Here is a 12,767-nt window from a genome sequence, read left to right as displayed (position 1 = left end):
GACGACGGAGCCTCCATGATAGCCCTTTGTCAATGTCGCGATCACGCCCTGTTCCGGGGCGGTGGCGGTGCGCCGCACCGCCGGGCGGCACAGATCAGCGACCCGCCGAGCCCTGGCGCGGCCCGGGCCAGCCACCGCGACGTGACCCATCGTCCACCCGGCAGCCGCCATCCGACCTCGTTGGAACGGATCACCAGCGGGGCGAACCCGGCCCGGCGCAGGGTGCGCCGCAGCAGCGACGCGGTGAACGGTCGGATGTGCAGCCACAGGTAGGGGTGCAGCGGGTCGACCTGGCGCGGCGCCCGCCCGGCGAGGAACGCCAGCCGGTCCTGCACCGGCGCCAGGTTGGGGGTGGTGAGCACCAGCAGGCCGTCCGGGGCGAGCACCCGGTGGCACTCGCGCAGCAACGCCAGCGGGTCGTAGACGTGTTCGATCAGCTCGCCGGCGAGCAGACCGGCGAAGCTGCCTGCCCGGAACGGCAGCCCTCGGGTGGCGTCCAGGCAGACCGGCAGCGCCCGGCCGCCGGCCGCCCGCCGGGCGGTGCCCAGCGCGGCCTCGGCCACGTCGGCCAGCACCAGCGGCCCGGGCAGCGCGACCGGGTCGAGCATGCCGCGCGACCCGCACCCCAGTTCGAGAACCGGGCCGCCGCCGGTCACCCCCTCGGCCACCAGCCGGGCCGCGACGGCCCGGCGCACCCGGTGGTACGGGTCGTCGACGTACCCGTCGACCTGCGCTCCGTCGTGGTAGCTGTGGTGGTTGGCGTGCCGGCCGTGGGCCTGCGCGCGGTGCGCCGAGGCCCCGGTCGGCGGCTCGACCATCGCACCTCCCCGGCGGTCGCCGGCCCCGTCGGCGGCGTCCACCCCCAGCCTCGCACCGCGCGCGCCCGACCGCGTGGACATCCACACCGCAGACGCCGACGCGGCGGCCGTCAGCCGGCCGCCGCGTCGGTGCGGACGCGTCAGATCGCCCGCGTCCAGTCCAGCCGGGTGCTGTCGTCGTACTCGTCGCCGGCGATCCACCACTGCGCGTCGAAGCCCCTGGTGAAGACCGTGATGTTGCCACCGTCGGGGTATTCCTGGTTGGCCGGTGGGATGGACAGCGCGGCGCAGTAGCGGCCGTCCGGGGAGAACACCGGCGACAGGTAGAACTGCGGTTCGTCGGTGAGCTTCTTCAGGCCGTCGCCGCCGATCCGCACCGACGCCAGCGACTGGTTGTAGGTGTCCCGGTCCGGATACCACCGGGTGGTGCAGAAGACGACGCGCTGGGAGTCGGGCGTGAACACCGGCCCGCTGAAGCGCTCCCCGACCAGGGGGGCGTAGAGCCGCCGCACCGTGCCGGTCGCCAGTTCCAGCACGCGCAGTTGCAGGCCCTCCGAGCGACTGAGCCAGTGCATGACGATCATCGAGCCGTCCCGGGACCAGTCCGGCGAACCCATGGTGTGGCCCTGGGCCAGTACCCGGGTCCCGCCGGTCGCCACGTCGACCGCGATCAGCGTGTCCCGCTGCTTCCCCGTCACCAGGGCGATCTCCCGGCCGTCCGGCGACCAGGTGGGCGCGCCGTAGAGCACGCCGGGCGGGTCGGCGAGCAGCGTGCGCTTCGCGCCGGTGACGCGGTCGTGCACCGCCACGTAGGGCAGCAGCGTGCCGTCACCCGACCAGGCGTCGTTTACCCAGGCCACGTACCGGCCGTCCGGCGAGGCCTTGGCGTGGTCCCCGTCCGGCAGCAACGACCGTGGCGTGGTGTGGCCCGGGTCGATCTGGAGCACACCCCAGCCCACGCTCACCAGCCACGACCCGTTGACGACCTCGGCGGCCGAGGCCGGCGCGGCGGCGACGAGGCCACCGGCCAGGCCGGTCGCGGCGGCGGCGCCGGTCAGGGTGGCGGCGCGCAGGAGGGTACGACGATTCAGTGCGGTCATGCGGTCTCCCCGTGATAGACGTCGGCACCACCCTCCTGATCGGACGTTGGTCGGGGGATCGGGTGAGCGGACCGTTCACCGTCGGCCACTCGGCCAGGACAGGGGGTGACCGGCCGGGACGGCCGGTACCCTCGCCCCGGTGACCTCCGACGCGTTGCGCCACGCCCTGACCGACCCGGGTGACCCGCCGCTGCTGCCGCTGCCCGGCGTGGCGGTCGAGCTGCTGGACGCCCTCGCCGCGCCGCCCCGGCTCGGCGCCCACCTGCGGCTGGTGCACGACGTGGCGTGGCACCTCACCGCCGCGTTCGCCGACCGCTTCGCCGCGGTGCCGTTCGACCGGCAGGCGGTGCTGTTCGGCGCGGCCGTGCACGACATCGGCAAGGTCGAGCACCCGGCCGAGCTGACCGGCCCCGGTTCGGCGCACGAGGAGGCCGGCTTCCAGCTGCTGCTGCGCTTCGGTGTGCCCGAGGAGCGGGCCCGCTTCGCCGCCACCCACGCCGACTGGCACTCCCCCGGCGTGCAACTGGAGGACCTGCTGGTCAGCCTCGCCGACAAGGTCTGGAAGGGCCGCCGGGTCACCGACCTGGAGCAGCTCGTGGTGGACCGCCTCGCCGGCATCACCGGGCAGGAGCCGTGGCAGACGTTCCTGGACCTCGACGACGTGCTCGCCGAGCTGGCCGCCGGCGCGGACCACCGGCTGGCCTTCCAGGCCGAGCATCCGGTGTACGGCTGAGCATCGTAAGGAGGGGCCCCCTCTTAACGGATTCGGTAGAGGAGGGGCCCCCTTTCAACCACCTGACGGTACGTATCACGGTCCGCGTGAGCCTGGTGAGCCGGCGGCGTCGATCAGCGCCTCCGACGGGCCGGTCCGCGCGTACAGGAGGTAGCGCCCTGCCCGGTGGGTGCCGACCAGACCGGCGTCGCGCAGCGCGGTGAGATGGTGGGAGATCGTGCCGGCGCTCAACCCGCAGCGCCCGGCCAGTTCCGTGGTGGAGGCCGGCACCGCCAACTCGTGCAGCAGGGTGGCGCGGGTCCGGCCGAGCACGCGGGCGAGCGCCGCGCTCGGCGGGGCGGCGCTGCGCTCCCAGAGCGTGCCGAGGGCCCCGGCCGGGTAACGCAGCAGCGGCTGAGTCGGCCGCTCGGTCAGGTTGGACCAGACCCGCGCCCCGGCGAACACGGACGGGACCAGCACCAGACCGCGCCCGCCGAGGTCGACCGCGCCGGCGCGGGTCAGGTGATCGACGCGCAGCGTGCCGTCGTCCCAGGACACGTACCTGTCGATCCCGTCGAGCAGGCCGCGCAGCCCGTCGGTCGCCATCCGCCCGGCCGCCACCATGATCTCCCGCTCCAGCAGGGATCGCATGCGCGGCCAGTACGGCGCGATCGCCACCGCGGCGTAGTCGGCGATCACCGACGCGAGGCGGGCCAGCCCGGCCGTCGGGTCGGCGTGGAAGGCGGCCAGCCGGGGCGAGCGGGTCCCCGGCAGTTCGGCCAGGCCGGCGCGGACCACGTCCGGCGGGGTGGCCACGAGCGCGGCCAGTTCCGTCTTCAGCGCCGGCAGCGCGGCCGGCGGCGCCGGGCAGACGAAGCCCGGGATCACCACGGTCGGCTCCGGCACCAGGTCGGCGAGCAGGCGCCAGTCCACCCCGGCCAGTCGCGGCGCGACCTGGTCGCGCCAGAGCTGGTGGGCGGGGAAGAACTCGGGCAGCCGCAGCGCCCGGACGCTCGCGACCACCTCCCAGAGCGGCGAGATCGCGAAGCGCACCCCGGCGAGATCCCGCACTCCCAACGCGACCCGCAGCACCGACGCCTCCCGGATTCGACCAGGCTCAAACTTATCGACCGTCGCCGGTGGCACGGGACAGGCTCCCGGCATGACCGCCACCACCGCCCCACCCGCCCGCTGGCCCCGCGCGTTCCGCCAGGTCTACACGGCCAACCTCGTCGAGGGCATCGGCTTCCAGGTGGGGCAGCTCGCCGTACCGGTGCTGGCCGTGTCGGTGCTGGCGGCCACGCCCGGTCAGGTCGGCCTGCTCGCGGTGCTGAGCACCGCCGCGTTCCTGCTGATCGGCCTGCCCGCCGGGGTGTGGGTGGACCGGACCCCCCGACGCACCGTGCTGGTGACCGCCGGCCTGGCCTGCGCCGCGCTCTACGCCTCGGTCCCGCTCGCCTGGTGGGCGGGCGGACTGACGCTCGGCCAGCTCTACGCGGTGGTGCTGCTCGTCGGCGTCGCCACCGTCTTCGGCGACGTGGCGTCGCAGAGCGTCCTGCCGGAGCTGATCGGCCGGGAGCGCCTGGTCGCGGCGAACTCGCTGCTGATGACCACCAACGCCATCGTCCAGATCGGCGGTCGAGGGCTCGGCGGCCTGTTCGTGCAGGCGCTCGGCGCACCCTTCGCGCTGGCCCTGAACGCGGTCACCCACCTGCTCGCCGCGCTGGTCCTGACCCGGGTCCGTCCCGCGGTGCCCGCCACGGGGACGCGGCCGACCGGCGGCTTCGGCCGGGAGCTGGGCGAGGGGGTACGGCACGTGCTGGGCCGGGGGGTGCTGCGTCCACTGGCCGTCTCCCTGGCCGGTATCAACCTCACGGTGAACCTGATGACCACCATGCTGCCGCTGGTCTTCCTGCGTGAGCTGCGGCTGGGCGCCGGCGCGCTCGGCCTCTTCCTGGGCGTCGGCGGGGTCGGTGCGCTGCTCGGCGCGGTGACCGCCCGCGCGCTGGCGGCCCGGATCGGTGTCGCGCGCACGCTGTGGCTGCCCGGGCTGCTGGTCGCGCCGGCCGGCGCGCTGGTGGCGCTGATCGACCGGGGGCCCTGGCTGTGGTTGGCCGGTCTCGGCTGGCTGGCCCTGGCGTGGCGGACCGGCATCGGCAACGTGATCGGGGTGAGCCTGCGGCAGCGGGTGACCCCGGACCGGCTGCTCGGCCGGATGAACGCCACGTTCCGGTTCCTGCTGACCGGCGCCATCGCGGTCGGCGCCGGGCTCGCCGGCCTGCTGGGCCAGTACGCCGGACCACGCGCCCCGCTCTGGGCCGGGGCGATCGGCGCCGCGCTGACCTGGCTGCCGCTCTACCGCGCCCGGCAGCGGGTCACCGGCGAGGACGACCGGTGACGCCGGCTGTTACCCGGCGGTTACGCCGCTGCGAAGGCGCTGTTGCCGGGCCGGTCGACCGTCGGGGCAGGGACACCGGAGGGGGGTCCCGGCACACGGGAGGTCACCATGAGACTGAGGAGAACACTGCTGGCGCTCGTCGTCCTGCTCGGCGGCCTGGTCGTCGGCGTGAGCGGCGCGAGCGCGGCGGCGCCGTACTGCGGGATCACCTGGGGCAGCACGGCCAGGTCGGGCGGCGCCCTGAGCGCCGCCCCGCTGGTCGGCGTCGCCACCGAACGGCAGGACTGCTGGGACCGGGTCGTCTTCGAGTTCGCCGGGCCGGTGAACGGCTACTCCGTCGCCTACGGCGAGACGTACACCGAGGGGCAGGGCCTCGCGTTGAGCCCCTACACCGCCGGCGGGGCGCTGCTGTCGGTGTCGCTGCGGGCGCCCGCGTACGACGCCGGACACGTCGCGACCGTGCCGTACCGCGTCGGTGAGCACGCCGGGACCGTGCTGGGTTCCCGCACGTCGCGCGACGTCGTCTTCGGCGGCAGCTTCGAGGGCTACACCACCTTCGCGGTCGGGGTCCGCGCCCAACTGCCGTTCCGCGTCGTCGTGCTCGGCGGCCCCGGCACGCACAGCCGGATCGTGATCGACGTCGCCCACCAGTGGCAGGTGTGAACCACGTGCCGAGGGGCCGGTCGGCCCCTCGGCACCGTCCGATCCACCCACGCCACCCGGGGTTCCGCGGGACTACCCTCGGTGATTGTGGAGGGCCGCGTGCTGGTCGTCGAGGACGACGCCTCCATCCGGGAGGTGTCGGCTCTCGGCCTGCGCCGCGCCGGTTTCCGGGTGACCACCGCCGCCGACGGCCCGGCCGCCCTCGCCGTCTGGCGAGCTGGCCCGACCGACCTCATCGTGCTCGACGTGATGCTTCCCCGCCTGGACGGATTCGAGGTGTGCCGGGAGATCCGGCGCACCAGTCGGGTGCCGATCCTCATGCTCACCGCACGCACCGACACCATCGACGTGGTGGTCGGTCTGGAGTGCGGCGCCGACGACTACCTCCGCAAACCGTTCGACCTGCCGGAGTTGGTCGCCCGGGTCCGCGCCGTGCTCCGCCGGACCGTCGCGCCGCCGCCCGAGGCCACCGTGACCGCCGGTCCGCTGGAGATCGACCCGGCGCGCTTCGAGGCCCGCCTCCGGGGGCGCGAGCTCACCCTCACGGCCACCGAGTTCCGGCTGCTGCTGGAGTTGGCCCGGCGTCCCGGCCAGGTGTTCACCCGCGAGCTGCTGCTGCATCGGGTCTGGGGGTACGACCACCTCGGCGACTCCCGGCTGGTCGACGTGGCGGTGCAGCGCCTGCGCGCCAAGGTGGAGGACGACCCCCACGCGCCGGCCCTGATCCGCACCGTGCGCGGCGCCGGCTACAAACTGGCGACGGGGTGAGCGCGCCGTGGCGGCCGGCACTGTCGCGCCCGGCCGGCTGCGGCGCCGGTTGGTCGTCGCATTCGTGCTGGTCGCCGGCCTGTCCGCCGGGATGTCGGCCGCCGGCTCCTACCTCCTGGTGCGGCAGGCCCGGTTCGACGGCTCCCTGCAACGCGCCGCCGCCGACGCCCGCTACCAACTGGTGGTCGCCGCCCAGTTCCTGCCGCTGACCGAGGCCCGCCGCGCCGACCTGCTGGCCAGCTTCGAGGAGGCGGGCCGGCACGTGCTGCTCGTCGCCGGCGGGACCCGGGCCTCCAACCCCCGGTACGCGCCCACGCCGGGGGCGGGCCTGCGGGCCACCGTCGCCGCCGGGCAGCTCGGCTTCCGGCGCACCCCCGGCCGGCCCCACCTGCTGGTCGTCGGGGGCCGCATCCCCGGATCCACCGCCGAGCTGTACGTGGTGACCGTCGAGGACGACGTCGTCGACGCGCTGGACCAGCTCCGTACCGCCTCGGTGCTGGGCTGGGCGGCGGTGGTGCTGGTCGCCGCCGCCGTGGGCCACGCCCTCGCGCGCCGCACCCTGGAACCCGTCGGCCGGGCCAGCCGGGCCGCCCGGGCAGTTGCCGAAGGGCTGCTGCGCACCCGGCTGCCGGTGCGGGGCCGCGACGAGTTCAGCGACTGGGCCGTCGCCTTCAACGAGATGGCCGAGGCGCTGGAAGTCAAGATCGAGGCGCTGTCCCGGGCCCAGGCCCGGGAGCGGCGGTTCACCGCCGACGTGGCGCACGAGCTGCGTACCCCGGTCACCGCCCTGGTGGCGGCGGCCTCGCTGCTGGCCGACGAGATCGACGCCCTCCCGGCCGGCGCGGTGCGGGCGGCCGAGCTGCTCGTGGCCGACGTGGTCCGGCTGCGCCGACTGGTCGAGGACCTGCTGGAGATCTCCCGTCTGGACGCGGGGCGGGAGGCGCTCGCGGTCCGCCCGGTGGACGTCGCGGCGCTGCTGCGGCGGATCACCGCCGCCGACCCGGGCGCCCGGGTCGGGGTGGCCGTGGACACGCCGCCGGTGGTGACCGATCCACGCCGGCTGGAGCGGATCCTGACCAACCTGGTGGACAACGGGATCACCCACGGCGGGGGCCGGCTCGGGGTCGAGGTCCGGCGCGCCGGCGCCGAGTTGGTGGTCGAGGTGGCCGACCACGGCCCGGGCATCCCCGCCGAGCACCTGGCCCACATCTTCGAGCGCTTCTACAAGGTCGACCCGGCCCGCACCGGACCCGGCAGCGGGCTCGGGCTGGCCATCGCCCGGGAGAACGCCCGGCTGCTCGGCGGCCGGCTCGACGTGACCAGCGCGGTGGGTCACGGCACCCGGTTCCGTCTCACCCTCCCGCTCGATGCCGCCGGGGACACCTGATGCGACGACTGATCCCACCCCTCGTCGCGCTGCTGCTCATCGCCGCCGCTTGTGCCCCGCCGCGCACCGGCGCCCTCGGGCCGGCGCCGGCTGTCCCGTCGGCCACCGCCGTCCCGTCGGCCACCACCGCCGCGCCGACGGGCGCGCCCGCGCCGGGTCCGCCCGCGACCCGCGACCCCGGCCCACCGGCCGGTCCGGGTACGCCGACCCTCCGTGTGTCCGGCGGGCCGGACGGGACGCTGGACGTCCAGCTCTGGTTCGTCCGGGCCGGCCGGCTCGCGCCCACCCGGCACGCGCTTCCCGCCACCGTCGCCACGTCCCGCCTGGCGCTCGCCGAACTGGCCGCCGGCCCGTCCCCGGCGGAGCGCGTCGACGGCCTGACCACCCTGGTGCCGGCCGGCGCGGAGGTGACCCGCATCGCCGGCGGCGTCGCGACACTGGTTCCGCCACCGGGGTTCGACGCCGGTGGGGCCGTCGTCGTCCGGATGCGACGGGCCCAGGTGGTCTGGACGCTCACCCAGTTCCCCACCGTCCGGCGGGTCGCCTTCGCCCCGGCCGGCGCGGCGACCGGCCGGGACGACTACGCCGACCTGCTGTCCCCGATCGTGGTGACCGCCCCGGTGACCGGCGACCGCGTCGCCAGCCCGGTCACCGTCACCGGGACCGCCGACGTCTTCGAGGCCACCGTGAGCGCGCGGGTGCTGGACGCGGCAGGCCGGGAGGTCGGCACCGGGTTCACCACGGCCTCGTGCGGCTCCGGCTGCCGGGGCGCGTACCGGATGGCGGTCCGCTATCGGCGTGCGGCGGCCGGAGCCGGCGTGGTGGAGGTGTTCCAGGTGTCGGCGCGCGACGGTTCCCGGGTCGACGTGGTGCGCGTCCCGGTCACGCTGACGTCAACCGGATAACAGCGGATCGATTGACTTTCGATAACTTGCGAGCGATAGTCGATACATGTTGACTACCGAGCGCGCGGTGACCGCACTCCGCGCCTTCCTCGTCCTCCTGTTCGGCGTCCTGGTCCTGTTCCAGACGATGTCGCTGCCCGGGCAGTTCGCGCACATGGCCCGGGAGAACCCGGACGACGCGTACCTCCGGTGGCCGGCCACCGCGGTCACGGTGTTCTGGGTGCTCTGCGTGCAGGTGGTGATCGTGTGCACCTGGCAACTCCTCACTCTGGTCAAACATGATCGGATCTTCACCGAGGCGTCCCTGGCCTGGGTCGACGGCATCGTCTGGGCGATCGCCGCCGGCTGGGTGAGCCTGGTCGGCGTCTTCCTCTGGGTCGGGTTCAACGCGAACGACCCCGGCCTGCCGCTGCTGCTCTTCCTGCTCAGCACCGGGGTCAGCGTGCTGGGGCTGCTGATGGTCGTGATGCGTGCGCTGCTGCGGCAGGCCACCACGCTGCGCACCGACATGGAAGCGGTGATCTGATGCCCATCGTCGTGCGCATCGACGTCGAGCTGGCCAAGCGAAAGATGAGCGTCGGCGAGTTCGCCGAGCGCGTCGGGCTCACCCCGGCCAACGTCGCCGTGCTGAAGAACGGGCGCGCCAAGGCCGTCCGCTTCAGCACCCTGGAGGCCATGTGCCGGGTGCTCGACTGCCAGCCCGGCGACCTGCTGGAGTGGGTCGACGACGGGGAGGAGCGATGAGAACGCTGCTCGCTGCCGTCGTCGTCCTCGCCGCCGCGCTCGGCGTCGCCGGACTGGTCTACGGGGAGGCCGACGACTCCCCCGGGCTCCAACTCCTCTCCGGTCTGCTCGTCATCGGCGCGGTCGCCGTCGTCGCGCGCCACGCCCGTCGTTCCCGGTAGGGCCGGCGCCCCCTCGACGCCGGCCCTGCCTCAGCCCTTCACGCAGACGACCTGCTTGAGGTGGGCGACCACCTCGACCAGGTCCTCCTGCTGAGCCATCACCTCGGTGATGTCCTTGTAGGCGCCGGGGATCTCGTCGACCACCCCGGCGTCCTTGCGACACTCCACCCCGGCCGTCTGCGCGGCCAGGTCGGCCGTGCTGAACGTCCGCTTCGCCTGCCCCCGCGACATCCGCCGCCCCGCGCCGTGCGACGCCGAGCAGTACGCGTCGACGTTGCCCTTGCCTCGCACGATGTACGAGCCGGTGCCCATCGAACCCGGGATGATGCCCAGGTCGCCCGCGCCGGCCCGGATCGCGCCCTTGCGGGTCACCAGCACCTCCACCCCCTCGTAGCTCTCCTCGGCCACGTAGTTGTGGTGACACGAGATCGGCTCGTCGTAACCGACCCGCGGGAACGCGTCCCGGACCACCTGGCCGAGCAGCGCCAGCATGACCGCCCGGTTACGCCGCGCGTACTCCTGCGCCCACCACAGGTCCCGCCGGTAGGCGTCCATCTCCGGCGTGCCGGCGAGGAACACCGCGAGATCCCGGTCGGGCAGGCCGGTGTTGTGCGGCAGACCGCGCGCCACCGCCATGTGCCGCTCCGCCAACTCCTTGCCGATGTTGCGGGAACCGGAGTGCAGCATCAGCCAGACCCGCCCGTCGTCCGGGCCACCCTGCTCGAGGCAGACCTCGATGAAGTGGTTGCCGCCGCCGAGCGTGCCCAGTTGCCGCTGCGCCCGCGTCTCCAGCTGCGCCACCCTCCGGTCGAGAGTGCCGAACCGCCGCCAGAACTCGTCCCAGCCGGCCTGCTCCAGCCCGCGTATCCGGCGCGGGTCGACAGCGTCGTCGCGCATCGCGAAGCCGACCGGGATGGCCGCCTCGATCGCCGAACGCAGCGGCCCCAGGTCGTCGGGCAGGTCCGCGGCGGTGAGCGAGGTCCGCACCGCGGACATGCCGCAGCCGATGTCGACGCCGACCGCGGCCGGCGACACGGCCTGCCGCATGGCGATCACCGAGCCGACGGTCGCGCCCTTGCCGAAGTGCACGTCCGGCATCACCGCGACACCCTGCACCCAGGGCAGCGAGCCGATGTTGCGCAGCTGCCGGGCCGCCTGCGCCTCGATCGTGTACGGGTCGGTCCAGACCCGGACCGGCGCCCGGGTACCGGCCAGCGGGGTGAAACCCATCGTCGTCTCCTCGTTCGTGGGGTGTAGGCCGTACGGGACTCGAACCCGTAGCCTCCCGGGTGAGAACCGGGTGAGCTGCCAATTGCTCCAACGGCCCGTGACGGGCGGACGAAAAAACCGCCCGGCTCCGGTCTGGGGCGGGCGGTTCGCGCGAGATCGTCGCGTCGGCGCTAGACGCGCCACCACCCTGACTGCCACCGCTGCTCCCGGCGGCCCGCGCCCGGTTCGGGCAGCAGGGCACCGACGCGCGGCACGGACCGCTCGACGCGGGTGCGATTCTGCTGCGACACGGTGTGCTCCCCAGTGGATCGGTTCGGTGTTGCCCGCTCACGGTACGGCGGCCGGGTCCGGGGCGACAACCGGATATCGGCGGCAGTCTTTCGCGCCCGGCCGCGGCACACCCCCGCTGAGTTGACCTTCGTCCCGGGCAGGCCGCAAGCTGGCCGAATGGGGACCGTCATCCGCAACATCGCATTCGACTGCGCCGACCCGTACGAACTGGCGCACTTCTGGGCCGAGGTCTTCGAGTGCCCGGTCGACCCCGGGTTCCAGCCCGACGACGAGGAGGTGGCCATCGAGCCGCCCGACGGCGGCAGGCTCTACTTCCAGCGGGTGCCGGAGCGGAAGAGCGTCAAGAACCGGGTGCACATCTGTCTGCAGCCCGATGGGCCGCGCGATCAGGAGGTCGAGCGGGTCGGCGCCCTCGGCGCCGCCATCGTCGACGACAGGCGTCATCCGGACGGCAGCGGCTGGGTGGTGATGGCGGATCCGGAGGGCAACGAGTTCTGTGTGGTACGCAGCGACGCCGAGCGCCCGGACACCGCGTAGGCCGACGATCGGCCCCACCCGGCCCTCCGGTCACGGGTGAGCGGCCCGGACCGCCGGTTCGAGCAGCGCGAGCGTGCGTCGCCCCGCGTCCAGGGCGACCCGGATGCCGACCGGCATCGGCAGGTTCGGGCCGGCGTGCCCGAACTCGACGTTGCCCAGCACCGGGATGTCCCGATCGCCGATCACGTCGAGCACGATCTCCGGCAGGGTCGGCGAGGCGTCGGGGGTCCCGAGGCCGTCGATCGCGTGCGGGACGCCCACCACCATGCCGGCGATCCGGTCGAGCACGCCGCCGTGTCGCAGCACCTGCAGGTCGCTCCACACCCACGACGCGTAGCCGCCCATCTCCTCCCAGAACAGCACCGCGCCGTCGAGCCGGTCGAGCGGCAGCGCCCACCGCGTCGCCTGGGCCCGCATCACGCGGTTGAGCACGCCACCGATCAGGCGGCCCTCGACCCGGCCGGGACGCCAGCACTCCCACGCGGGGCTCGTCGGCAGCGCGCCGATCGGCTCGACGCCGGTCAGCAACGTCGAGTAGAGCCGCTCCAGGTCGGCCCGGCGCGCCGCCGGTGCGGCCTGCCACGAGCCGCCGAGGCCGGGCGTGGCCAGGTCGGCGTGGAAGCCGACCAGCCCGGTGCGCGCGTGGAGCACCAGGTGCAGCAGCGAGATGTCGCTGTAGCCGAGGATCGGCTTGGGGTCGGCGAGGATCGCCTCGACGTCGATCAGGTCGAGGTAGCCGAGGGCCGTCTGGCCGCCGTCGTGGGCGACGATCGCGCGCACCTCGGGGTCGCGCAGGAGGCCGTTGAGCTCGGCGGCGATCTCCGCCGGCCGGGCCGCGCTCCACCAGTGGCGCCGACCCGCCTCGAGCAACGGCGCCCGGCGTACGCGGAAGCCCATCCGCTCCAGCACGGCCACCGCCTGCTCCAGGTCGGGCTCGTAGACGGCGTGCAGAGGCCCGGACAACGACGCGACGACGACGAGATCCCCCGCCGCCAGCGCACGGGGCCGGAGCAACGGAGGCGACACGGAAGCGGTCATGGGGGAAGAATCAAC

15 protein-coding genes and 1 tRNA gene are annotated in these 12,767 nt (G+C 74.4%); 10 read left to right on the top strand and 6 right to left on the bottom strand.

Annotated elements, in window-relative coordinates:
- Positions 1–41 precede the first annotated feature (41 nt).
- Positions 42–818: a class I SAM-dependent methyltransferase gene (locus tag O7598_RS12855; RefSeq protein ID WP_269691562.1), complete on the bottom strand. Its 777-nt coding sequence runs from the start codon at positions 816–818 to the stop codon at positions 42–44.
- A gap of 140 nt (positions 819–958) precedes the next feature.
- Complete coding sequence (locus O7598_RS12850; protein ID WP_269691561.1) at positions 959–1,918, bottom strand: TolB family protein; 960 nt, start codon at positions 1,916–1,918, stop codon at positions 959–961.
- Positions 1,919–2,057: 139 nt separating this feature from the next.
- On the opposite strand from O7598_RS12850, the gene O7598_RS12845 reads away from it, so the two are divergent.
- Positions 2,058–2,651, top strand: a complete 594-nt coding sequence (locus tag O7598_RS12845; protein ID WP_269691560.1) for an HD domain-containing protein — start codon at positions 2,058–2,060, stop codon at positions 2,649–2,651.
- Between the two features lie 75 nt (positions 2,652–2,726).
- On the opposite strand, the gene O7598_RS12840 is transcribed toward O7598_RS12845, so the two are convergent.
- Positions 2,727–3,722 carry an ArsR/SmtB family transcription factor gene (locus tag O7598_RS12840; protein WP_269691559.1) on the bottom strand — a complete coding sequence of 332 codons (996 nt, stop codon included), beginning with the start codon at positions 3,720–3,722 and terminating at the stop codon, positions 2,727–2,729.
- A 70-nt stretch (positions 3,723–3,792) separates the two neighbouring features.
- Between O7598_RS12840 and O7598_RS12835 the strand changes: the two genes are divergently transcribed.
- From O7598_RS12835 to O7598_RS12800, 8 genes are all read left to right on the top strand, one after another.
- Positions 3,793–5,028 (top strand): MFS transporter, encoded by a 1,236-nt coding sequence (locus O7598_RS12835; RefSeq protein ID WP_269691558.1) that lies wholly within the window; start codon positions 3,793–3,795, stop codon positions 5,026–5,028.
- A 108-nt stretch (positions 5,029–5,136) separates the two neighbouring features.
- Positions 5,137–5,691 carry an AMIN-like domain-containing (lipo)protein gene (locus O7598_RS12830; protein WP_269691557.1) on the top strand — a complete coding sequence of 185 codons (555 nt, stop codon included), beginning with the start codon at positions 5,137–5,139 and terminating at the stop codon, positions 5,689–5,691.
- 87 nt (positions 5,692–5,778) lie between these two features.
- Positions 5,779–6,459, top strand: coding sequence for a response regulator transcription factor (locus O7598_RS12825; protein ID WP_269691555.1), 681 nt, complete (start codon positions 5,779–5,781; stop codon positions 6,457–6,459).
- A 7-nt stretch (positions 6,460–6,466) separates the two neighbouring features.
- A complete protein-coding gene (locus O7598_RS12820) occupies positions 6,467–7,846 on the top strand; it encodes a sensor histidine kinase (protein ID WP_269691554.1) in 1,380 nt (459 codons plus the stop codon).
- Positions 7,846–8,751, top strand: a complete 906-nt coding sequence (locus tag O7598_RS12815; RefSeq protein WP_269691553.1) for a Gmad2 immunoglobulin-like domain-containing protein — start codon at positions 7,846–7,848, stop codon at positions 8,749–8,751. The genes O7598_RS12820 and O7598_RS12815 overlap by 1 nt, the downstream gene beginning before the upstream one ends.
- Before the next feature lie 46 nt (positions 8,752–8,797).
- The gene (locus tag O7598_RS12810) at positions 8,798–9,277 is read left to right on the top strand and encodes a DUF2975 domain-containing protein (protein ID WP_269691552.1); all 480 of its coding nucleotides are present in this window, start codon (positions 8,798–8,800) and stop codon (positions 9,275–9,277) included.
- Positions 9,277–9,495, top strand: coding sequence for a helix-turn-helix domain-containing protein (locus O7598_RS12805; RefSeq protein WP_269691551.1), 219 nt, complete (start codon positions 9,277–9,279; stop codon positions 9,493–9,495). Before O7598_RS12810 ends, O7598_RS12805 begins: the two co-directional genes overlap by 1 nt.
- A complete protein-coding gene (locus tag O7598_RS12800; RefSeq protein WP_269691550.1) occupies positions 9,492–9,656 on the top strand; it encodes a hypothetical protein in 165 nt (54 codons plus the stop codon). Before O7598_RS12805 ends, O7598_RS12800 begins: the two co-directional genes overlap by 4 nt.
- Positions 9,657–9,686: 30 nt before the next feature.
- Here O7598_RS12800 and O7598_RS12795 read toward each other — a convergent pair whose 3' ends face one another.
- Positions 9,687–10,886, bottom strand: a complete 1,200-nt coding sequence (locus tag O7598_RS12795) for an RtcB family protein (RefSeq protein WP_269691549.1) — start codon at positions 10,884–10,886, stop codon at positions 9,687–9,689.
- Positions 10,887–10,910: 24 nt separating this feature from the next.
- A tRNA-Glu gene (locus O7598_RS12790) sits at positions 10,911–10,983 on the bottom strand.
- A gap of 350 nt (positions 10,984–11,333) precedes the next feature.
- Here O7598_RS12790 and O7598_RS12785 point away from each other — a divergent pair.
- Positions 11,334–11,714, top strand: a complete 381-nt coding sequence (locus O7598_RS12785) for a VOC family protein (RefSeq protein ID WP_269691548.1) — start codon at positions 11,334–11,336, stop codon at positions 11,712–11,714.
- A gap of 30 nt (positions 11,715–11,744) precedes the next feature.
- Here O7598_RS12785 and O7598_RS12780 read toward each other — a convergent pair whose 3' ends face one another.
- Positions 11,745–12,752, bottom strand: coding sequence for a S66 peptidase family protein (locus tag O7598_RS12780; RefSeq protein ID WP_269691547.1), 1,008 nt, complete (start codon positions 12,750–12,752; stop codon positions 11,745–11,747).
- Positions 12,753–12,767 lie beyond the last annotated feature (15 nt).

The sequence above is a fragment of the Micromonospora sp. WMMC241 genome (genome assembly GCF_027460165.1).
In the GTDB taxonomy this organism is placed as follows: Bacteria; Actinomycetota; Actinomycetes; order Mycobacteriales; family Micromonosporaceae; genus Micromonospora; species Micromonospora humi.
Note: the sequence above shows the minus strand (reverse complement) of the source record. Positions and strands in the feature narration are given on the sequence as shown.